The following is a 23,605-nucleotide window of genomic DNA, read 5'->3' on the forward strand; positions in this document are numbered from 1 at the left end:
AAGTAGACAAGCTATTAAAAACCGCGCCAGTCATTCAGCACAATACCGAAACCGATAGAGGTGTTTTCATGATTGTAGTCGATGATAGACTCACCATAACCTTGGAAAAGCTGCACATAACCATTGATATTTTCTGACAATGGATAAATATAATCTAGTTGCGCCGCGCCTTTATTGGTGCCTGGATTATAGCGAAGGGTTCCGCTCAAGCTTTGTTGATCAGGCAAATCATATAAGAACTTGATATCGCCATAGCCCATATAGTCTTCAATATCTGGGTTATCATCTGTACTACTACTCTCGTTATTTACTCGAGCCCATAAGCGCGGTACGATCGATAGCTTGCCCCACTCTGCACCTGCCATCAGATAAGCACGGTTCCATGAACGCGATAAAGGATCGTCTTGTCCATTAGAATGGTGAATGGCACCAGCACCCAACATACGCAGACGCCCGCCAAATGGTAGATTGGCGGCGACAGGTTGAGTTAGGAATATTTCGGGCTGGTAATCAGTCGCACGGAATGGACGTGAGTTATCTTCGTTATAGACCTGCCAATGCGACTCTTGCGTATAACCAAACCACAAGTCAGCATTACTATCGAATAAATCTTCTGCAACTTTAGATTTTAAAGATATCTGGAATTTTAACTCAGACTCTCTGACATCATTAGAAGTGAAAGACTCTGTGTCCCGCGTTGGTGTGCTTGGGTTTAAGTTAGGATCAAAAGTATAGAATAGTGGTAATAGATAAGTCGGTCGATACGGTCTTACGGTCCAAGTCCCGCGCTCACTGTTTTTATCCAAATCATAAGATAAGCTCAGTGGTGTATATTTTTCGATATCAGTCTGAGTGACACCTATATTTGATAAAATCTGTGCCTCAGTATTAGTATCATCTTCCGTTTCTACGCTGTTGTTTTTCTCCAAGTTGCTTTTTGCGAGTCGTTGATTGCTCACTAAAATAGTATCTGCATCTTCAACCGTCGTACCACTCATAGCCGTTTCAGCCTCAGCAAATACCACTTGTGGATTGCCTGAAATCGTACTTTGAAAGGTTTTTGCTAAATCCAATGGCTGTTTGGTCGTGGTGTAGCTCGGCGTTTTACCTTGATCAGCCACTTTATCAAAACAGGCCAAACGTGCAGCACTGGTATGTACTTGGGTACAATCAAAAAACAACTTCGCCTGCTCAGCAATAAACTCTTTGCTCACTACCTTGCGACTTTGTTCAGCCGTATCTGATTTTGTTGACTGCTCATCTATACCTTGTGGTATTTCAGAATCTTCATATTCAAATGCTGTCTCTGGTATTGGCAATTCATTATAAGTTTGCGTATTGTCGGTAGCATGCACTTGCACTGTCAAGCAAGTTAACGCTATTCCGATAGCAATGTTCAGATGATGTTTCTCTGTTTGAAGTAAGATATTTTTTCTCGCTTTGGTAAGAGGCATAGATGGGCGCTGTGCAGTGATATGGGGAAACATAAGTATCCTTTGTCTCACTGGCATCATCGCCAGCAAGTATATGAAGTAATGAATATGACCATTAGCGTCATCGCTAAAATAGAACAAGACCAATGATATTCGGATATAAAAGTCCAAAACTGTCATTGGAAATGCGTCTTTAGCATTGTTGCTTTATTGTAATGAAAATATGAATATTATACTAGCGTTATCGCCTCATAATACAAATGTAGATATGAATAAAAGATGTTAAACCAAGTGCTTAGTCTCATTATGATAGACAAATCTTAAGCGCATTAAAAAAGCCAATATACTATGATGATAGTATATTGGCTCTTTCGGATTATTAAGCCTTAGCAAAAGACTTACTCATGTTGTTAAGTATGAGTCATTAAGCATGAACTATTAATTATCAGTTATTAAGCATCGTCAATGTCTGCTCAAATTCTGAACGACCAATTTCACCTACTTGTTGACTGACCAGTTGACCATCCTGATAATACAGTAAAGCAGGTGGGCCAAATAACTTATAGCGTGCCAAGATAGCTTTAGAGTCAGCCGTAGTCTCAGTGATATCAAGTTTGACCAATTGCCAGTCTTGCATCTGTACGGGACGATTATGGAACAAGTTCTTGTCCATAATGCGACATTCTATGCACCACTCAGCGGTGACATCTACTATAACTTTTGGATTGGCAGCGATAATGACATCTAACTCAGCCAACGTAGTGACCGTCTGATCTGTTACATTATTAGCAGTTGACTGACTCGTCGTTGACTGTGTCATCGGTGCCGCACTCAATGAGGCAAGCGGATGCAGACTGTCATCATTACCTAACGCTGCACCTACCATCAAACAAGCTGCCCAAATACCTGCAAGCAAACCGAATGCCTGCGTAAGCATGCGACCTTTACCCAACCAGCTCCACGCCCATGTTGCTACTACCATGAACCATAATGCCCACACTATTAGCATTACTGGCGATATAAAGACACGTTCAATTAATAATAACGCCACGGCAAAGAGTAATAAGGCAAAACCTTGCTTGACCCAATTCATCCACTCGCCAGCTTTCGGCATGATTTTACCTTGAGTTGCACCGATTAAAATAAGCGGAGCAGACAAACCAAACCCAAGCATAAATAAAGCAGCAAAGCCGAGCAGCGGACTACCAATGGTAGACACCGCAAGTAGCGCACCAAATAACGGTGCAGAGACACAAGGCGATACCACTAAGGCGGACAAGAAACCAGCGACCAAACTACCACCTGTACTACCAAGCTTACTATCACCTGCTTGGCTCAACCCTTGCATTTTGCTACTAATGCCTCGTGGCAATCGGATACTAAACACCCCTAGCATATAGAGCGCTAGTAAAACGAAGACGATCGCAAAACTGATTAGGATGATAGGATTTTGTAGCCAACCAATAATACCCAATGACTCACCGAACACCGCAATGACAGCGCCCAAAATACCATATGCGGTCGCTACACCTATGGCATAACTGGTAGTTAAGATAACGCCACGTTTAACCGTTGGGTTCTCTTCACGAGCGACAATATTGGCGACGATAGGCAGCATGGGCAATACACATGGTGTCAAAGCCAAACCAAGACCTGCTAAAAACAGTAAAATCAGTGCCAAGCCAGGATGCGTTCCTAAGCCAAAAGGATCACTATCAACGACACTATTAGCAGCCGCTACCGTATCACTTTGCGCAGCGTTAGCCGTGGTCTCTCCATCTGCTCCGGAAATCGTATTAGTCGCTGTCAGCTCACCATCTAGCGAGCCTTCATCTAGTAAAGCATAATCAATAACCTCATCATCTGCCTGTACTTGCCCTGCTTCAGCATTGTCTGTATTAATATCATTTTCAGACACCTGTGAACCAGCTGCTAGACTAGCGTTAGCTGCTACGTCACCATTAGAAATATTGGTGCTATTTTCTACAGACTGCGACGTTGTAGCAGTGATATTGATAGTCGTATTGATTTTTTCAGGTGGATAGCATAGCCCTGCCTTAGCACAACCCTGCCATCCAATCACAACCGCGGCATTGTCTACACTTTTCCCACTCTTATTCGTCAGAGTCGTGGTTGCGACCATATTGATTTGATCAAATACAGGTACTTTTCCAAAAGTGGGATCATCAATCAGCACAGGCTTCTGACTAAAGGTGAACGGTGCTGCTGTCACCCCATCAGGCAGCATTAGCTTGATTTTATCTTTATAAACATAATGCTCAGGCGTGATATCAAAATTAATCGCTAAGCGTGTACCACTACCCGTAGCGCTAGTGTCAGTAATGACCTGAAATGCTTGATCGACTGGTAGGAATTTTTGCTTTGCGTCACTCTTACTATTGCCAAACAAGTCACCCAATCCGGCCGCTTGTGTGGTCATAGACGTAACTGCCAACCCAGTAGCTACTAGGCCAGTAGGTAACAATCCTGCAAATAACGAGCTACTGCTTATCGCAAATGCCAGTAGATAAGACTTCTTAGCAGGACGGCTTAGCGTTAGCGATGAGGGTTTTTCTTTTACCTTAATCGACATGAATGGCTACCTATTTATTACCAATATTCTATAGTTGAACTCAGATAATTTCGATACAAGGAAACCGAGTGCAAGTTATACATTAGTATGCTTAGCGAGGATGACGATGTAGCGGATTTATATGGATTTGACTATATTTATGACTAAGATATAAATCGACTTATTAGCTATCTAACAGCAATATCGACCGTGGTTTTTACCTTTTCTGGTGGATAGCACAAACCTGCAGTGGCACAGCCTTGCCAGCCAATCACAACTGGCACATTCTTAGCACCTTTACCATTATTCGTGGTCAGCATCGTGGTGGCCACCATATTTCTTTGCGTAAATACAGGTACCTTACCAAAGGTTGGATCATCAATTGAGACAGGGGATTGACTAAAAGTAAACGGTGTGGCGCTCACACCTTTAGGAAAATTTAAGGTTAATTTATTCTTATAGACATAATAGCCTGATGTGGTATCAAAATTAATCGATAAGCGCGTGCCTTTAGATGTCGCCTTAGTACTACTCACCACTTGAAAGGCTTCATCAACAGGCAAAAACTTTGATTTGGTATTACTGTTATTGAACAGCTCACCCAAACCAGCTGCCTGCGCACTCATGGATATCATTGACAATCCAGCCATTAACGAAGCACTCATAACAGTAAATGCAAGCACGTAAGATTTGTTAGCCGCACGCTTTTCTATTGCGGCTGATGTTGATGTTTGGATTGACATGAATGGCTACCTTTGGTTGCTACTTTTAAGGACTGATGGGAAAAATCTAAACTGGCTTTCTTGTATCCAAATTATCTAAAAATGACTATCTCATACAAAATTCTATAATGTAAAAACGGTATAGAATGGCTTTTATTTTATCTCTTGATAAAAAATATCAACCAATAATTGCCTTATTGATTGATTTTGAGCGATGACTCATTTAAATAGTCAAGCATCCCACCTATACACGGTTCTTTTAGTAGACCTCTGTACTGATACTCTCAATAATAATGAATAGCATAATGGCTAATTTCTATAACAATAGCTTCTGGATAATACTGACTTCTCAAATAAGGCTCACTATAGCTTGATGACTGGTTTTACCATAGTAAAAATGTGACTCAGTCAATAATATACAACAGTAAGCAAATATTAAGAAAGCTAAGGTAAGGTTTAGAAAGTAGCTATATTGGACATTCGATAATGAAAGGAGTAAGTCAAGTAATCAGTGATAACGCTCGCTCCAACCATTCGAATCTTTAGCGACATTAGGAAGGATAGAGCCCTAAAGAGCAATACAGCCATACTCAATAATAATATCTAACAATCCATTTGAGAGAATCAAAAATTTAAAGAAGTGGCGTAGAGTCGCCACTATCTGGCATCAAGCCTTGCAATAGCAAAACATCTAAATGCTGCTGTTGCAGTTTTTTATCAAAGTCATTTACTTCTGCAATCAGCATTCTTTCGATACGCTTGTCACTAGCAAACACACTCAATCGCGCACAGATAACCGCCAATTGATAGATACGTTTTTTACAATAGCCATCTAACCCTTGCAACAGTCTCACCATATGCGGGGTCTCGAGACTGGCATAATCATAATCTGCAACGACCTGCTGACTAAGGGCCGTAACACCGTAGCTGATAGACAAGTGAGCACAGAAATAACAGCTAAATAAGTAACCAACGACATGCCCAATATAATAGCCGCGGTCATAGGTAAAGCTACTCACACCAAAGTGGCCAAGCACATAGCTATTGAGACTGCCTTGATCACGGATAGGTTTACCATATTTTAGCTTACCCACAGTTGCAAAACATAATGGGTTGCGACCATCTTGGGTAGTCAACTGCCATCCTGCTGGCTGTTGGGCTGGCATGTGACGGATAATATCGGCGATGATGTCGTCAACCACATGTAACTGCTGCCAAAGGCGCTCTAGCCCATCCGTATCCATCAAACCGCGCTTATCGAGCTGTTGAGCGAGTAGATACTGCTGATGCTCTGCAAACTGTAACTTAAGCGTTTGTACCAGATAAGTGGGACGCGTACTGGCAGAGGCCATATATAGCAGCCGCGTACGCTCGTGCTGAGCCTGATAAAGCGCCACTCGCTGTCCAGCAATATTAGTCTGGTTATCAGTAGGTTTTTGCGTAGTCGAATGGCTATGAGAAAGCCCAGTAGATGAAGTTTTAGACGTTACTTCAACCTCTGCCCCTTCAGCCACTATCTCTTCTGAATTTGGTAACGTAAACAGCGCTAGCAATGTCGCCTTATCAAGTGGCTCGGCTATATTGTCTTGTTCCGTACTTTCTACAAGACATTGGTTATCCTCAACCTTGTCTGTAGCGTTGTTTGTACTTGTATTGCTTTGTTTTTTGGCAGACGCAGCAGAGCCTTTTTGGCTATTGGCTTGTGCGCTTGGCTTTGCGGTCGGTTCAGTCATAACATACCATCAGCAGCAAAAATAAACATCATCTAGACCATACGATATTCCTGCCATACAGTGAAATATCATACGCTAAAAATAAGCACGTACGCCTAGACAACTCATTATTCCATAGTACCTTAACACGAGCACATTGTCAGCCACACATCATCAAAATACCAGGCGCAGCAGTCAGATAAAAGTCTCTATCGACATCTCATTCACCATGGTCAAAAATAAAAAAGCGCTAAAGGCTCAGTGGTGCCCTTAGCGCTTTTAATGTAAATAAGTGCGATGAACGCAAGCTAAGCCATTATTCTTTTTTGATATTGCTGGCGATACACTTTAGGTGACACCCCATAAACACGCTTGAATGCCTGACTAAAGGTTGAGTCTGACGCATAGCCAACCAGCGAACTAATACGGCTGATGCTGTTTTGCTGTAAGCGCAAATAGCGTGCCGCCAAGCGCAGGCGATAATCGATCAGATAGGTCAACGGCGGCATCCCAACTGTATCTTTGAAACGTTGTGCAAAGCTTGAGCGTGACATACCCGCTACTTCGGCGAGATTATGAATTGTCCAGCTTTGACTTGGGTCTTCATGCATAGCGGCCAATGCTTTGGTCAGAAATGGATCTTTCATCGCCTTTAGCCAATTTTCTGTGGCCTCAGGCAGACTTTCAATATACACACGTAAGCACTCAATCATCATAATACTTGCCCAATGATTGATTACCGCTGTCTTACCCATGCGTTCACGTTCAGCTTCTAGTGTCAGTAGTTTAATTTCGACATCGATGACTTCGAACCTACCATCGGCTGCATCATTAATTTCAGGCAGAATCGGAGGCAGTACAGATAGTAAAGGACGGATCATTTCTTTATCATATTTGCATTCAATCAATATCAAAGATGAATTGGGATCACCATTACCATTGATTTCAAGCGTATTACTCTTACAATTAGGCAGTAAGTCATCCAACGATTCTGCAGCATCGCCATGATGGTTCAACGCGTAGCTGACATGCCTATGCGCATTAGGAATCATAATCATATCACCCGCATGTGCCTGCCGCAGACCATTACCAACGTCAATGCAAAAACTACCAGACATGACCAAATAAAATAAAATCGTATCTTGCCGAGTGATTGAGTAAGACCAATTACCAGTACCATTCAGGCGATAATATTTGGTTTCGAACAAATGCACATTTTGTAGCAGTACACTCAATGCATCCATCAGTTGCCCCTTCGATAATATAAGATTAGTCGCATCATATGGTCCAATATCTATGATATCGCCACGATAGTAGCGTCGCTTGATATACGATATGTACGTAGTATTCTAGACTAATATAGATTTAACCATACTATAAGCAAGCAAAATCTATGTACGGCAGCACTAAGCTTGCTATGACTACGACATGGCTCTAGCTATTTTTATTTGATATAGTCGGTTCAGTATAATTTGGATATAAAGAATGCTAGTGAAAGTACTACAAATAGTAGACTAAGCGAGCCTGACACCGTATCCAATTTATAGAAGATGGACTATAACTGATGTTGTATTGAATAAATCGTCTATACCAACCGTCTTTAAAACTTTATCATGATGCACAACTTAAAAGCTTATCTTTATTGGCTCATATAATAGCTATTAAGGAATAATGAAGAAGGTACAGAGACAGGTCGCTTATACAGAAGACTTGTCATCAAAACAAATCGTATAGACGCAAAAAGTCGCCAAAAGTGGCAGAGTCTGATTATTTATAAAGGAGTTTATAATGAGGTAACGCTAGAGATACTAAAAAGAGGTAATGCAGAAAAAATTGGGGCGACTGATGGGACTCGAACCCACGACAACCGAGATCACAACCCGGGGCTCTACCAACTGAGCTACAACCGCCATAACTATTGCCTGATAAGACAAAATTTGCAGGCTAAATGGTGCGCCTGGCAGGATTCGAACCTGCGGCCACCTCCTTAGAAGGGAGATGCTCTATCCAGCTGAGCTACAGGCGCTCTTAGAGGACTTTTATACATTAAAGTCAGTTCTAAATATACCAGAAACTAAACCATTATACATAAAAAAAAGCCTGTAAGGCTCTTAAAAAATAGATGGTCGGAGTGATAGGATTCGAACCTACGACCCTCTGGTCCCAAACCAGATGCGCTACCAAACTGCGCCACACTCCGAAAATTTCTATTATCACGATAGTTTGTTGCTTAACTTGTTATCAGAAATACTGCTAACTCGTTAATGTTCCTCGCTATCGAGGTGCACATATTAAGCGGAAACGGTGGTAGTGTCAACACTTATTTTTGATTAATTTAAAAAATTTCTAAATTATTTCAAAAACACCTACTTTTCATCAAAACAGCTTAAACAAAAAGTCTTTCCTACGACGGCGCTAACCATCGATAGCGCCATTATACTCGATTCAAGGCCGAACACAAGCGCTCGTTTATCGTTCCAGTAAAGACATTAAATGGTATGAGCCATAACTGAGCAGAATTCATATTATTATCAATATCTTGACCATTCAGAGACCGTTGACTAAGTGCTATCGGTTGTCTCTCATCACCTTGTACAGGGTAGACCAACCAGACCTGATCTGCTTGGTAAGCCTGCGCATAACTGGTCAATTGATAAGCGTCACTGGCACTAATGCTCGCTGCATGAGATAAATGCTTCCATTTAATATCGATGACATGACTATAGTTACCTGACACGTTAATGTGAGAAGCTGCTTCTGTATTGTCCTGACCTTGGTGGGTATGGGTATGGGTATGGGTATCGGCATGAGTATCAGTATCAATCGCTGTCTTATATATAAGTAAATCAGGTCGTATAGACAAGCAGGCCTGCCCTTCTGTATCACTCAGCCAGACACTCTGCGATTGATATAGGGGTCTATAATTCGGACTTACTTGGCTAAACATTGAGGCGATACGCTGACTAACCCATTGCTCAAAGGCTTGATTCATATCAATCAATAGGCACAATCGTGGTGATGCTTGTTTATGTTTGGATGCTTTATTGGGATCAATCATGTGACCCGTTTCGGTATTTGACTGTTGCAATAACCAATAAGCCAAGTCCACCAGCTGCTGCATCGTCTGTAATTTTTGCATGTGAAGTGGCAGCACTGCTAGTTGTTGCTTTGCCTGATGATATATCGAGTCGAGCCTCTGCATCTCATGTTGGCTGAGCACAGGTATTGGTTGCCACGCTTGCAAAGATTTAGGGGCCGTTGATTGGCTTAATAGTGGGCTTAATAACATCAGAGCACTTTTAATTAGTCGATTACCCTGCATGTCTTGGCTCAGCACACTGCTCTCACAGACGAACTTATGCGGCTGCATACTGTTATGGCGCAGCTGCTCTTTGATGAGTAGTCGACCTTGTAGCGATGCTTGGTTGTGAGTTTGCGACTGGTAATGCTTGGTCGGTTGCTGCTGTGCCAATCGCTGCAAAAACTGCGTGACCAGCCAATCTGATAAAGGCAATACAGCTATCGGTAATGACGTAAGCTGAGTACTAATCTGGCCTAAATTTTTTGTATGAGGCAGTTTATTGCGGGTTCGATCACTATTACCAATCAAATCAGACATCATGCCTTGCACCCATTGACGGGTTTGTGCGAGATCGCTGTCTTGAATAGATGGATTAAGCTTTGGCAATATCTCTAGTACGATACCACTAGGCAGGAGAATGATACCGATATAGTGCCCGACTTTCAGCTGCCACTGTCCTTGCTGACGTTTGATGCTGAACACCGAGAATTCTTGTGCCATCAACCAATGAAAATCAGCTATCTGTAAAAAACTGTCAACCGTTAGGCGTTGATGCTCAAATACAGTGATAACGTTAGTATCAGGCGCACCCATACCACTACGATTGATATTATTGCTTGTGATACTCTGATTTCTTCCATCGCTATTTATCAATTTTCAATAACCCAATTAATATAAACGCTGGAAAACGGCAGGTTTTATAAACTCGCCTATCTTGGCAATAAGGTCGCTATTGATTCTATAGCTATCTGTATTGACTGACTGATCGAGAAATAAGTGATGCCCTGAAAACATCTGATTTTGTGCAGCTAAATTATTTTTATTATCTATCTGAACATTTGACTCGTTTGTCATCAGTGCTTGGCTATCTTGAATAAACTGTGTGCTCATTGGCTGCTGCTCATCTTTAAAAATATACTGCAGCATAGTAATTTGTCCGCCAGTCGCTTGCGCCAATTGCGGAATAATTTGTTCGATTAATACGTCTTGTAGCTGTTCAAGAGTCGTTACTGAAAATAAGAATGCATGACCCAATTGCGCATCCACCCCTAACGTCTGAATAATGCGATGGTTCAAACCTGTTAATAGTCTGGCCAAATCTATGGTTTCTGCTTCATTATGTTCTGCTGTACTAGACGTTTCTGAGCCTTTACTAAGATTGATAATTGGTAGTAGTTCCGGCTGTGGTGGACAGTCAATAAACCGAAAACGTCGGCGTAGTGCCATGTCTAGCGGTGCTAAAGAGTGATCTTGAGTATTCATAGTCGCATAAATATCGACATTGTCAGGAACACTAAAGGTCCGTCCAGAATATGCCAGATTCACTGTCATGGCATTTGCCATACCCGTACGTTTATCGGGTTCGATCAGACTGAGTAGTTCGCCAAATACTCGTGACACGTTCGCGCGGTTGATTTCATCAATCAGCATGGCATAACGCTGTTTGGGATTGTTTGCCGCGCGCTGACATAGTTTTAAAAATGCCCCATCTTGAATGGCATAACTCATTTGAGACGGACTATTATTAGCATTATTTGACTGACCAGAAGCCACCATCACAGGGCGAATGCCTTCAACGAACTCTTCATAACCATAAGCCTGATGGAAGCTCACCATACTAAAACGCTGCTGACTGAAAGCTTGATTTTGGCTAGTGTCATTGTCTCGCTTTGCCTGCTGAAACTCTTCTAGTTGCTGCGATAAATCCGTTAACAATGCCATGCTTTCTGGTAATAAATACCATGCGCCACTGTTGTCTTTATCAAAGTAAGCTTGGCCAGCACGATTTTTATAACTTACGGTGTCTGAGCTGGTAGGAGTATGCATTTGCAGCACAGACCATGCCGTATTACTTAAGTGTTTCTCTCGCTCATTCTGCGATGCCTTGGCAACAAAAAACTCATGATTGACAATTTCAGGCACCTTGACCAAGTCTTGATTTTTGGATTGTAAATCTAAAAATGCTAGACAGACGACATCTCGCCAGCTGAGCGCTTGCAACAGCTGTGCTAGTAAATCATTAGGATTGGCTCTAGGTAAGTAGTCGGTATATTGCTTAGCAATTTGTAGCAATCGATAAGTCTTACCCGTACCAGCCACACCTGTATAAATAATATTGGTAGGCTTATGAGTTGATGTGTCGGGCATAGCGTCATCCAGCAGATAAGGAGTTCGTGAGAAAAATAAATAAAATGTGCTAAAACGCCGTCATTATAGCGTGACGCTTCACATGGCATCTAACGGCATTATTTTGAACAACACGGCTACGAGCTAAACTATTTCTAGTGTCCAAGACATCACCATATCAGTGTTGTTTTATAAGCGCATCAGTTCATTCTAATAATGGTCGGACAGCGGTAGTTAATGTAACATAGTGAGTATAGCGGCTTGCATAATACTCCGTATTTTTCCGCTATGATGATACACGCTACTACTCAAAATCTCATTCAACGCATCTAAGTTAAGGAATTTTGTATGTCAGGATTATTAAAAAAACTCCCTACCAAGCTGACCAATAAGTTACCAGCCAAAGTATCTGACAACACAAGATTGCCAGTCGAAAAGCCAACCAGCACACTCAAGCCCATCAGCAACCAATTCACCAAACTGTTATCAGTGACTAAATACTTGCCTGCCGGTGCACGATCGAGCATCTTGTCCAAAGCCTTTGGCAAGGTCGTGCCATATGTCGGCACGACAGGCGTCTATTATGAAACGGTCAATCCCAATCAAGTGGTTGTCAGTTTAAATAACACCAAGGCTGTACAGAATCACATTGGTTCCATCCATGCAGTGGCCATTACCTTATTGGCTGAAACGGCCACAGGGTTTATTTTGGGTTTAAACCTACCCTCTGACCGCGTGCTATTAATTAAGTCTTATTCGGTTAACTTTTACCGCCCTATCAAAAAGGGTCAAATTGCTGCGGTGGCCAGTTTATCTGATGAGCAGCGCTTAGATATCTTAAATACGCCAAAAGGTGAAATGGTTATACCTTGCGTGATTCATGACCGTGAGTCTGATAGTGACCGTGACCCGATCGTGGTTGAGATGACATGGGCTTGGATACCCAAATCTGAGCTAGAGGCGCGTCGTCAAGGCAAAGCGAATGAAAAAGCAGCAACAGTTGCTACAGAGTCTCCGGCAGAAACAGAGCAAGATACTCAACCAGTGGTAAATGACGAAGCTGCTAAATAGCTAATAGTTCATCCCGACTCAATGAAACATGATGCGCTGTACACTTTTTTATATCTGTATAGCGCATCGTTTTAGCAGTTGATTAGGGCTAGCACTTATATAAATAACCAGCAACAATACTCTCTATTAAGGTCCTCTAACGTCCTATCCTCTTCTATAATATTGTGTAGCCCATAAGACCCTATCGCTGAAGCCTTCTGACATGTACGTCCCTCTAACGCATACTCAACAGTATTACGCACATAGCCCGTCGCAACGTATGATTCATAAGTACCATTGCTATATGTATCACTAGTATAGATGCCACTGCTATAGATGCCGCTACTATAGCTACCTCTGCATACCTTGTCATAAGCCTTGATAAAGTTGATGACAAAAGAGACGGGTTGCTTAAATCGTTAAACTGGGTAAAGATTGTCTGTAAGCGTGCATGAGTTTGTTATAATAACATTTTGTTTTTCGTGAGTAGCAAGGCTCCGATTTTAGATGCTCCCTATCTGGTCTTTACCATCATGATGAGAAGCTGTCGCCTGCCATAGACTACTGCCTACGATGAATAACTTTTACTATTGAACCAACTCTTCGTTTGTCACCTTTGTTCGCCCGCTATTAGGATTATCCTTATGTCACAACAAGCCGCTATTTCTACTACCAGCCCTACGCCACTTTCACAAGATACATTTACTGTAGGCAGTCGTACACTCTCTTCTCGATTGTTGGTTGGCACTGGTAAGTATAAAGACATGACCGAAACTGGTGCTGCTATTGCTGCTTCAGAAGCAGAGATTGTCACGGTTGCTATTCGCCGAGTCAATATCGGTCAGAACAGTAATGAGCCGAACTTGCTGGATGTAATTTCACCTGATAAGTACACCATACTGCCCAACACTGCTGGCTGTTTTGATGCCGAGACTGCCGTTCGTACTTGCAAACTGGCTCGTGAGCTATTGGGTGGGCATAACTTGGTTAAGCTTGAAGTATTGGGCGACGAAAAAACGCTTTATCCAAACGTAATGGAAACGTTAAAGGCCGCTAAAGTATTGATTGATGATGGCTTTGAGGTGATGGTTTATACGTCAGATGATCCTATCGTCGCACAAGAATTAGAAAGCATGGGCTGTGTCGCTATTATGCCGCTAGGTAGCTTGATTGGTTCAGGTCTTGGTCTGCTCAATCGTCATACGCTCAGTTTAATCATTGAAAACGCTAAAGTACCCGTATTAGTTGATGCAGGCGTCGGCACTGCCTCTGATGCAGCACTTGCGATGGAGCTCGGCTGTGATGGTGTACTGATGAACTCTGCGATTGCTAACGCCCAGAACCCAGTTATGATGGCGCATGCTATGAAGCATGCCATGTGGGCTGGTCGCGCAGCATTCTTAGCAGGGCGTATGCCGGTACGCAAAATGGCGACTGCTAGCTCGCCACAGACCGGATACTTTTTTCAGTAAAACATCTAACAATGCACCATCATAAAAGTCAGTAATAAAACAATAAGAAAAAACGACGTCGGGCTTATTATATTAGACGTTTATCTTTAGTCAAAAATTAGGACTTGTTGAACATCCTACTACGGCAGCGACTAGTGGTAGATGTTCGACATAACCTAATCACTGTTTCATTGAATACCTTGCTCAAAGTATTATATATACACTTATGCTTAATCGCTTTGTCCCACTTTTAAATTGAATCAACAACATCGTCATAAAAGGATTTATTATGCGACTTCTCACAGCAGTCGACCAATTATTTTTGCTTCTTGAGTCGCGTAAACAACCTATGCATGTCGGTGGTTTATTTTTATTTGAAGTGCCAGATACAGCTGACAGCGACTTTGTCTATCAGCTGGTCAAGCAGATGCAAGACTCTGATGTACCGCCAAGCTTCCCTTTTAATCAAGTATTGGAGCATATGGCGTTTTGGCAAAAAGACAAAAACTTTGATGTCGAGCATCACCTTCATCATGTCGCATTACCAAAACCTGCACGGGTACGCGAGCTGCTCATGTATGTCTCAAGAGAGCATGGACGTCTCTTAGATCGCGCGATGCCTTTGTGGGAATGTCACGTGATTGAAGGCATTCAGCCAGAAAATGAAGGCGATCCTGAACGTTTTGCTTTATATTTCAAAATTCATCATTCTTTGGTAGATGGCATTGCTGCCATGCGCCTCGTACAAAAGTCTTTATCTCAATCACCCACCGAACCAGTAACCCTGCCAATCTGGTCTTTGATGGCACGTCATCGCAACCACGTCAACGCCATACTCCCTTCGAAAAGATCTATCAGACGCATCATTAAAGAGCAAATATCTACCATCAAGCCTGTGTTTACAGAATTGCTAGACAACCTCAAAAACTCTGGGGATGATGGCTATGTCGGTACTTTTGATGCACCCATGAGTATTTTGAATAAACGTATCTCTGCGTCACGGCGTATCGCAGCGCAGTCTTATGATATTCAGCGCTTTAATGATATTGCCGATAGACTAAAAATTAGTAGAAATGATGTGGTACTGGCAGTTTGCGCTGGTGCCATCCGTCGCTATTTAATATCGATGGATGCGCTGCCTAGTAAGCCATTAATTGCCTTTGTACCGATGTCACTGCGTACAGATAATAGCGTATCGGGTAATCAGCTGTCATTTGTATTGGCCAACCTAGGCACACATTTGGATGATCCATTACGTCGGATACAGCTCATCCATCGTAGTATGAACAGTGGCAAGCGCCGCTTCCGCCGTATGAACCAAGCGCAAGTGATCAACTACAGCGTTATCGCCTATGCTTGGGAAGGTATCAATCTAGCGACAGGTTTATTCCCGAAGAAACAAGCCTTTAACCTCATTATTTCCCACGTACCTGGCTCTGAGAAACCTCTATATTGGAATGGTGCGCGCTTGCAATCTTTATATCCGGCTTCTATCGTATTCAACGGTCAAGCGATGAATATTACCTTAGCCAGTTATTTGGATAAGATTGAATTCGGTATTGCGGCTTGCAGTAAGGCATTGCCTCACGTACAAGACATGCTCGCGCTGATAGAAGAAGAATTGACGCTGTTAGAAACGACCAGTAAGACGCTTGAATTTCAGGGTATAACCGTTGGCAGTGACAGTGATAAAGCAACAAAAAAGCTGGCTCCTTAACGGAACCAGCTTTTTATTATCAATGCTTTTAAGTATTGCTACTTATACAGCCTCGCCCCAACTAGGAACGACTACTTGCATCAATGGCTTTAACAGCTTGATGTTACAAGCAAAGATAGAACCGGAAGTCATTGAGTTGTGCGCGCCTGTATGATCGACAACCACACCACGTGCCTCAGTGACGATAAGCTCACCAGCAGCGATATCCCACGGCTTAATAGACATTTCGAAATAACCATCGAAACGACCAGCAGCTACATAGCATAAATCCAATGCTGCAGACCCTAAACGACGAATTTGACCACCCGCTTCAGAGACTTTCTGTAGGCTTTCAAAATGCTCTTTCGCATAAGAAATCACTTCACCATTGCGCTTACGCTCAAGCGGATGACCCGTAGTAAATAGGCCACCATCAAGCGTTTTTCGTTCGCTCACTTGCATACGGCGATTGTTCAAGCGCGCGCCTTTACCGCGGCTAGCAGAGAACATCTCATCACGGACTGGATCATAGACCACGCCATGTTGCGTAACGCCTTTATGCTGTACAGCAATCGATACGCAGAACTGCGGCACACCATGAACGAAGTTTTTGGTGCCATCGAGCGGATCGATAATCCAGCACCAGTCAGCGTCTTCGCCGCGACCTTCTTGCATACCAAACTCTTCACCCAAAAATGAATGATTCGGATAGCTGGCTTTTAGCGTCTCAATCGTCAGCTCTTCACTGAAACGATCAATACGTGTGACCAATCCATCAAGTCCTTTCGACTCGATATCCAATTCGATTTTGTGGCGGTTTTGATGCGCATATAAAATCTCTTTACCAACTTTTTCAGCAGTACGCGCTGCGATGACGACCATGGGTTCCATAAATAACCTATTTGCTTGATGAATGAATATAAAAAATAAGACTAACTTTGTGCCCACAACATGCCAATTAGACTAGCCGCATCACACCACATCTATGCGATTTAAAAAACGTGTCTTTTATAGATGAAAACTTATAAATGACAATCGCATTATACTAAAATTGTTCGATAAAAACGAAAAAACCATTACGTTCGCCAAACCAGCCCATATTTTGGTGGTCATCACAAACTGCGCAAGTTGTAAAAAAGTCAGCACCTACGGCTAAGTAAGCGTTAGCTCTATCTATCGAGCTTTTATCTGTTCAAACTAACATTATTGATTCTAAATCAATTTCGACCATACTATTTATGACAACGTTGCTTATAACAACATGGCTTATAGCAATACGATTTATAACAACACGACTTATGACAATAACTGCTGAAGCTGCTTACTCACACCGTCGACACTCAAACCGCAATCAGCCAGTTGCTGAGCTTGGGAACCGTGCGCAATGAAGCGATCAGGAATACCCATATTAGCAATAACTGGACGAGTACGCTTAAAAGCAGCTGACTCATTGAGCAAATACTCATTGACCGCACTACCTGCGCCGCCAGTAATTACATGCTCTTCTAGGGTCGCAATATGAGTAATGCCTTTTGCCAATAGCATCTCTAATAGGCTAGTATCTAAAGGTTTTACCCAGCGCATATTCACCACATGCACTTGATACTCTGATTCTGTATTACCATTGACGATAGCTTCTGCTGCGTGCTGAGCCGTGGTCATCATCGTACCAAATACCAATAATGCGAGCTTTTTCGGCGCATTATTAGGGCCTAATACTGACTCCACTACAGCTTCGCCGATTTTATAAATTTGTGCTGGCTGTTCGATAACGGCGCCCGTACCCACACCACGTGGATAGCGTACAGCCGTACATCCTTGATAGTCATAACAAGTATTAAGCAAATGGTAACATTCGTTTTCATCTTTTGGCGCTGCAATCAACATGTTAGGCACGCAACGTAAAAATGCAAAATCAAATACGCCAGCATGGGTTGCGCCATCTTCACCGACTAAACCAGCTCGGTCGATAGCGAACGTTACGTCTAGATTCTGCAACGCAACGTCATGAATCAGCTGATCATAGCCACGTTGCAAAAACGTTGAATAAATCGCGACAATCGGTTTGACACCTTGAGTTGCCATGCCCGCTGCTAACGTGACTGCATGTTGCTCAGCAATCGCTACATCAAAGAAACGCTCTGGAAAATGACGAGCAAAGTCGATCATTCCAGAGCCTTCTTCCATAGCAGGCGTAATGGCAAGCAGTTTGTCGTCTTCAGCGGCTTTATCACACAAAAACTGGCCAAACACTTGAGAATATTTTAACGCTGGCTTATCTACTGATGCCTTTGCTACTGAAGTATCAGCTGCTTTGATCTTCGCTTCGTCATCTTCGACAGGCAATTTGCTAATCGCATGATAACCGACTGGATCTAGTTCAGCTGGCGCAAATCCTTTGCCTTTGGTGGTATAAATATGAACCAATACTGGACCTGATACTTGTTTTGCCAATGACAATACCCGCAACAGCTCAGGGATATTGTGGCCATCAAATGGACCAAAATAGGTAAAACCAATCGCTTTAAATAAGTTGTCTTCTAATTGCGGGACATCACGCATTTCCTTGTGACGCTTACGGCGATCAAATCCTTGCATATCTGGACGATGACATAGAACAGGCTCGCCTGCCTCAGAGATATCGACCTGATATCCTGATTCCCAAAGCATCGCTAAATGCCGCGAAAATCCACCGATAGAGCAAGATATCGACATATCATTGTCGTTCAAGATAACTAGCAAATCAGCGTCTTGCTGTACTGCATCATTCATGGCTTCAAATGCCATGCCGCCTGTCATCGCACCATCGCCAATGATACAGGCCACTGTTTGTGCACGACCTTGATAGCGCAGCGCTAAGCTCATGCCTAGACCCGCTGAGATTGAAGTCGATGAATGCCCAACGCCAAAGGTATCGTATACAGACTCCGCACGCTCAGGAAAGGCCGTCAATCCTTCTTTAGATCTAATAGTACCTAACTGCTCACGACGACCAGTCAACACTTTATGAGCATAGGCTTGATGACCTACGTCCCAAACAATCTGATCTTGCGGTGTATCTAACAAATAATGTAGCGCAATGGTCAATTCAACCACGCCCAAATTGGCACCGAAATGCCCGCCACTCTGACCGGCTGAATACAACAGAAACAGTCGTAATTCATCTGCCAAGGTAATAAGGTGATTGGTGGTAAACGCGTTTAGATCAGACGGCGTATCAATACTATCAAGCAGTGGCGTATTTGGACGCACACGCGGAATGACAGCGTAAGTCTGCTGCAAATTTGACAGCTGGGCAGCGGATTCAATGGCTGACGCAGATACGGACTGAGACTGTGGGGAATGAGGTGACTGCTGCATAAACCGTACGATACCTACCAATCTGCTGACAAGACGTGCTTTAGAGTATAAAGATAACTATAGCTAAGCGACGTCAATAATATCTACATCATTATTGATGTAACTGACCATATAATTATTCATGCAATGCCTACGTATCTATACCTACGCGGCGCCTAACAACAAACACGCCGTCATAATAGACAGCGCTTCCATACTAGGGGTTGATATTATGCCTTATTATTTTGCATCAATATCGAATGTTCGTGACGACATAGTAATGTAAGGGTAAAGACTTGTCACTGTATCCGTCAAAATAGTATGGCATAATAGCATTTTTTTTTAATGGTCGCTTTAATCATCGTGCATCGTCTGTGAACTTTGTGTGTTTTTATAATAAAGACAATCAGCACGCATGTTTTACGAACAGATTATACTGCTATCATCCTAACTATCATAATACAGCTAGGATGACATCGCTGCGTTATTACTGCTAATACAGACCTTACTGCCACAATTACCGGCTTATGCAGGACATTAATGTCATATCAATTTATTACTAGTGCCAAACTACCGACTCGTTATGGCGAGTTTGATATTCATATCTTTGAAAACGAAGACGGTCAAGAGCATGTGATGCTGACCGTCGGACTGCCTGTGGTCGACCCAGATACAGCGACGCCATCAGAGCGACCGGCTCCCTTAATTCGTATTCATTCTGAGTGCTTAACTGGCGATGCTTTTAGCTCATTGAAGTGCGACTGTGGTCCGCAGCTTAATTCGGCGATGCAAGCCATACAAGAGGCTGGCTGTGGTGCGATTTTGTATCTTCGCCAAGAAGGTCGCGGCATTGGTCTCACCAATAAGATTCGCGCTTACGCCCTTCAAGATCAAGGTCATGATACGTTAGATGCCAATCTGATGTTGGGCTTGCCTGCGGATGCACGTATTTATGACATGTGTGGGCCGATGCTCGCTCATATCGGTATTGATGCGGTCAGACTCATTACGAATAACCCTAACAAGATTGCTTATCTCACTGAGCATGGCATCAATGTCGTGGAACGCGTGCCATTATTGGTAGGGGTCAATGATATGAATGCTGAATACCTCGCGACCAAGCGTGACCGTATGGGACATCTATTAGATAAAGATTTCAATACTGCAATACACCTGAATAAATAGATATTTTATGAGTATTCCAAATATAGATAATAAGTCAGACCTGTCAGAGTCAGTGGTAACACCGACCAATAATGACATCACACGAGTGCGTGAGTTTTTAGTCGATTTGCAGGCGCGTATCTGCCAAGCACTAGAAGCGCAAGAGCGCGATGGTGGCGGCAATGCAACCTTCGTCCCTGATGACTGGGAGCGCCCAGAAGGTGGCGGTGGTCGCTCGTGCGTACTAGCAGATGGCGAGGTGATTGAAAAAGCAGGCGTGATGTTTAGCCATATTCATGTACACAACCTGCCAGCGTCAGCAACAGCGCGCCATCCCGATATCGCTGGCCGCAAAGCTCAAGCCATGGGCGTGTCACTGGTTGTGCATCCCAAAAACCCGAACGTCCCTACTAGCCATGCCAATGTTCGTTTGTTCGTTGCTGAAGCTGAGGGCGAAGCGCCGATTTGGTGGTTTGGGGGTGGGTTTGATTTGACACCATTTTACCCAGTACTGGCTGACTGCATCCACTGGCATCAAGTCTGCCACGATCTGTGCGCACCGTTTGGTGATACCGTCTATCCTGACTTTAAGCAATGGTGTGATGAGTACTTTCACCTACGTCATCGCAACGAGCAGCGCGGTATCGGCGGCTTATTCTATGATGATGTCAATACTGAGAGTCGTGGTTGGGACTTTGAGACCTGTTTTAACTTTATGAAGGCAGTGGGTAACGGCTATCTTGACGGTATCACACCTATCTTTGAGCAGCGTAAAGACACGCCTTTTACTGAACAGCAGCGTGAATTTCAGCTGTATCGTCGTGGCCGCTATGTTGAGTACAACTTGGTCTACGATCGCGGCACGCTATTTGGACTACAGAGCAATGGTCGTATCGAGTCTATCTTAGTAAGTATGCCACCACTGGCGAGTTGGCATTATCGTTTTGAGCCTACTGAAGGCTCACCGGAGTTTGAGTTGACTGACGTTTACCTAAAGCCACGTGAGTGGTTGACTCTATAGCTTATGTGAATATAATAAAGGTGAGCAATGTCTACTAGATTATTGTCTAGTGGATTTAAATAAAGGTCAGCTGCTATAGCTGACCTTTATCATATGGGGCTTATCACCTTCACAGCGATATAAACTGCCATTTATTTGAACTCAATATGGTTGATTGAAACCACGATGTATCGCATGTCAGTCAACTCAATGATATGGTTTAGATAATCATCATCACTTTGAATATTACGATGATATAACAACTATTTTAACCATAGCTACGCAAATAATGGTTACAATACAGATTAAATTTCTAAAAAATCACTGATAAGCGGACATACTTTCAGGTAATTATGAGTTGATTTTGACCACAGTATCAAAGCCACCGTCTGCAAATACGCATACTATTAGCCAAATTTAAAGGAGTAATCTATATGGCACAGGTTCATTCTAACAAATCATTGAAATCTATCTTCGGTATCACCTTAATGGCAGCAGCCTTGGGTCTAACCGCCTGTAGCACTTCAACTGAGTCTAGCTCTAGCCCTGATATACAAGCCCGTCAAGACAGCATGAAAAACTGGGGCGACGCAATGGGCGTCATGGGTGATATGGCCAAAGCACCAGATACCTTTGATGCTGATGTTGTTAAAGAACAAGCGGCATTCTTAGCAGAAGATTCTAGTATGCCGTGGAGCCATTTCGAAAACCAAGAAGATATGGGTAATGCGACTGAAGCTGTTTGGTCTAATGCTGATGGTTTCCGTGCAGAAGCTGATAACTTCCAAAAAGTTACTGCTGAACTAAGTGCTGCCGCTCAAACAGCTACTAGCATGGATGACATCAAGCCTGCATTCAGTCAAGTTGGTGCGAGCTGTAAGTCATGCCATACAGACTTTAGAGCAAAAGATGAATAAATCTTTATACTGATAGTCAGTAGATCAGCATGAAAAAACCGCCACATCATTTGATATGGCGGTTTTTTTATTGTGGGAACTAGCGTTTATGTATATTAATGATAGCTTGATTACTCTACTGCTGCTTTTTCCACATTGATGTTTTTTTGCTCATTGAGATTATCGACAATCGTCATCACTGATGAGTCACTCAAGTCTATCGTTCTAATTGGGAATGGAATATTTACGCCTGCTGCATCTAGCGCGAGTTTAATCTCTACAAATACTTGATGAATCGAGGTAACTTTATTGGCTTGCGTGCCATCTTCAATAAACCAACGTACCATCAAATCTATCGTTGAATCTCCAAAACCTGTCGCAATCACGCTCGGCTCAGCTTTCTTTGATACGCTATCTGCCCTATCTAACGCTTTTAAAATCTCAGCTTTTGCCGCTTCGATATCATCTTCATAACCAATACCCACTGCCAGTTGTAACCGGCGCTGCTTATAGGCAGTATTGACCGTCAACGCTGAGGTATATAAGTCAGAGTTTGGAATAACGACTTGCCGACCATCGTAGGTTTTTATGGTGGTTGCACGAATTTTAATGTCTTCAACCGTACCTTCATACTCTCCTGAGACAATCTGATCGCCGATACGAAATGGCTCTGAGATGAGTAGCAAAATACCAGACAGCAAATTTTGAAAAATATCTTTGAACGCAAAACCAATAGCGACAGAACCGATACCGAGTGCACCGATTAGCTTGGCAGGGGTGAACTCCGGCACAGCTATCACCATGGCTATCATAAAGCCTACGAAGATAATTAAAGCACCACCTACTCGCTGAAAGACTTTGACCAAGTTCTGATGCCGTCTGCGACTGCCTAATATTTTATAGACGATTTTTTTGAAGAGTATCGACAGAAACCAAAAAATCAGGACAACGATAATCGAAGCGACAAAATACGGAATACGATCGACAAAACCAATAAATATGCCATTCGCAGAATCAATAATACTTTGATACGTTAGTGCAGCGGTCGTTGGCTCTGTACCTGTTATCGTTTCTGCCTCAGAGGTTGGCATCTAGGTGTCACTCCTTTGGTTGGTCATATTGATCATTAGTTTTACTGATAA

General features: G+C 42.9%; 16 protein-coding genes and 3 tRNA genes. 6 read left to right on the top strand and 13 right to left on the bottom strand.

Annotation, left to right across the window (positions count from 1 at the left end; genetic code table 11):
- Positions 1-14: 14 nt before the first annotated feature.
- The 10 genes from AAEY75_RS06680 to AAEY75_RS06725 all read right to left on the bottom strand — a co-directional run bounded on the left by AAEY75_RS06680 (position 15) and on the right by AAEY75_RS06725 (position 11,888).
- The gene (locus tag AAEY75_RS06680) at positions 15-1,487 is read right to left on the bottom strand and encodes a phospholipase A (RefSeq protein WP_352259168.1); all 1,473 of its coding nucleotides are present in this window, start codon (positions 1,485-1,487) and stop codon (positions 15-17) included.
- Positions 1,488-1,878: 391 nt separating this feature from the next.
- Entirely contained in the window at positions 1,879-4,026 is a 2,148-nt protein-coding gene (gene dsbD / locus AAEY75_RS06685; protein ID WP_352259169.1) for a protein-disulfide reductase DsbD, read from the bottom strand.
- Between the two features lie 167 nt (positions 4,027-4,193).
- Positions 4,194-4,748, bottom strand: a complete 555-nt coding sequence (locus tag AAEY75_RS06690) for a protein-disulfide reductase DsbD N-terminal domain-containing protein (RefSeq protein WP_352259170.1) — start codon at positions 4,746-4,748, stop codon at positions 4,194-4,196.
- A gap of 611 nt (positions 4,749-5,359) precedes the next feature.
- Complete coding sequence (locus AAEY75_RS06695; RefSeq protein WP_352259171.1) at positions 5,360-6,460, bottom strand: hypothetical protein; 1,101 nt, start codon at positions 6,458-6,460, stop codon at positions 5,360-5,362.
- A 287-nt stretch (positions 6,461-6,747) separates the two neighbouring features.
- Positions 6,748-7,683: a helix-turn-helix transcriptional regulator gene (locus AAEY75_RS06700; RefSeq protein ID WP_352259172.1), complete on the bottom strand. Its 936-nt coding sequence runs from the start codon at positions 7,681-7,683 to the stop codon at positions 6,748-6,750.
- 590 nt (positions 7,684-8,273) lie between these two features.
- Positions 8,274-8,349 (bottom strand) — tRNA-His (locus AAEY75_RS06705).
- 39 nt (positions 8,350-8,388) lie between these two features.
- A tRNA-Arg gene (locus AAEY75_RS06710) sits at positions 8,389-8,465 on the bottom strand.
- A 97-nt stretch (positions 8,466-8,562) separates the two neighbouring features.
- Positions 8,563-8,639 (bottom strand) — tRNA-Pro (locus AAEY75_RS06715).
- A 234-nt stretch (positions 8,640-8,873) separates the two neighbouring features.
- Positions 8,874-10,394, bottom strand: a complete 1,521-nt coding sequence (locus AAEY75_RS06720) for an McrC family protein (RefSeq protein WP_227681263.1) — start codon at positions 10,392-10,394, stop codon at positions 8,874-8,876.
- 15 nt (positions 10,395-10,409) lie between these two features.
- The gene (locus tag AAEY75_RS06725; protein WP_197215746.1) at positions 10,410-11,888 is read right to left on the bottom strand and encodes an McrB family protein; all 1,479 of its coding nucleotides are present in this window, start codon (positions 11,886-11,888) and stop codon (positions 10,410-10,412) included.
- Between the two features lie 327 nt (positions 11,889-12,215).
- On the opposite strand from AAEY75_RS06725, the gene AAEY75_RS06730 reads away from it, so the two are divergent.
- The 3 genes from AAEY75_RS06730 (at position 12,216) to AAEY75_RS06740 (ending at position 16,085) form a co-directional block, all read left to right on the top strand.
- The gene (locus AAEY75_RS06730) at positions 12,216-12,938 is read left to right on the top strand and encodes a DUF4442 domain-containing protein (RefSeq protein WP_352259173.1); all 723 of its coding nucleotides are present in this window, start codon (positions 12,216-12,218) and stop codon (positions 12,936-12,938) included.
- Positions 12,939-13,561: 623 nt separating this feature from the next.
- Complete coding sequence (locus tag AAEY75_RS06735; RefSeq protein WP_352259174.1) at positions 13,562-14,389, top strand: thiazole synthase; 828 nt, start codon at positions 13,562-13,564, stop codon at positions 14,387-14,389.
- A 268-nt stretch (positions 14,390-14,657) separates the two neighbouring features.
- Positions 14,658-16,085 carry a WS/DGAT/MGAT family O-acyltransferase gene (locus AAEY75_RS06740; protein ID WP_197215742.1) on the top strand — a complete coding sequence of 476 codons (1,428 nt, stop codon included), beginning with the start codon at positions 14,658-14,660 and terminating at the stop codon, positions 16,083-16,085.
- Between the two features lie 42 nt (positions 16,086-16,127).
- On the opposite strand, the gene AAEY75_RS06745 is transcribed toward AAEY75_RS06740, so the two are convergent.
- Together AAEY75_RS06745 and dxs are read right to left on the bottom strand one after the other, a co-directional pair.
- Positions 16,128-16,955 carry an inositol monophosphatase family protein gene (locus tag AAEY75_RS06745; RefSeq protein WP_110921870.1) on the bottom strand — a complete coding sequence of 276 codons (828 nt, stop codon included), beginning with the start codon at positions 16,953-16,955 and terminating at the stop codon, positions 16,128-16,130.
- A 405-nt stretch (positions 16,956-17,360) separates the two neighbouring features.
- Complete coding sequence (gene dxs / locus AAEY75_RS06750; RefSeq protein WP_352259175.1) at positions 17,361-19,424, bottom strand: 1-deoxy-D-xylulose-5-phosphate synthase; 2,064 nt, start codon at positions 19,422-19,424, stop codon at positions 17,361-17,363.
- 519 nt (positions 19,425-19,943) lie between these two features.
- Between dxs and ribA the strand changes: the two genes are divergently transcribed.
- The 3 genes from ribA (at position 19,944) to AAEY75_RS06765 (ending at position 22,484) form a co-directional block, all read left to right on the top strand.
- Positions 19,944-20,588: a GTP cyclohydrolase II gene (gene ribA, locus AAEY75_RS06755; protein ID WP_197215740.1), complete on the top strand. Its 645-nt coding sequence runs from the start codon at positions 19,944-19,946 to the stop codon at positions 20,586-20,588.
- Between the two features lie 7 nt (positions 20,589-20,595).
- Positions 20,596-21,588, top strand: coding sequence for an oxygen-dependent coproporphyrinogen oxidase (gene hemF, locus AAEY75_RS06760; RefSeq protein WP_227681262.1), 993 nt, complete (start codon positions 20,596-20,598; stop codon positions 21,586-21,588).
- A 413-nt stretch (positions 21,589-22,001) separates the two neighbouring features.
- On the top strand, positions 22,002-22,484 hold the full coding sequence (locus AAEY75_RS06765; protein ID WP_197215739.1) for a c-type cytochrome: 483 nt from the start codon (positions 22,002-22,004) through the stop codon (positions 22,482-22,484).
- Positions 22,485-22,594: 110 nt separating this feature from the next.
- On the opposite strand, the gene AAEY75_RS06770 is transcribed toward AAEY75_RS06765, so the two are convergent.
- Complete coding sequence (locus AAEY75_RS06770; protein ID WP_197215738.1) at positions 22,595-23,554, bottom strand: mechanosensitive ion channel family protein; 960 nt, start codon at positions 23,552-23,554, stop codon at positions 22,595-22,597.
- Between the last annotated feature and the right edge of the window lie 51 nt (positions 23,555-23,605).

The organism is Psychrobacter sp. TB55-MNA-CIBAN-0194 (assembly GCF_040309505.1).
In the GTDB taxonomy this organism is placed as follows: Bacteria; Pseudomonadota; Gammaproteobacteria; order Pseudomonadales; family Moraxellaceae; genus Psychrobacter; species Psychrobacter fozii.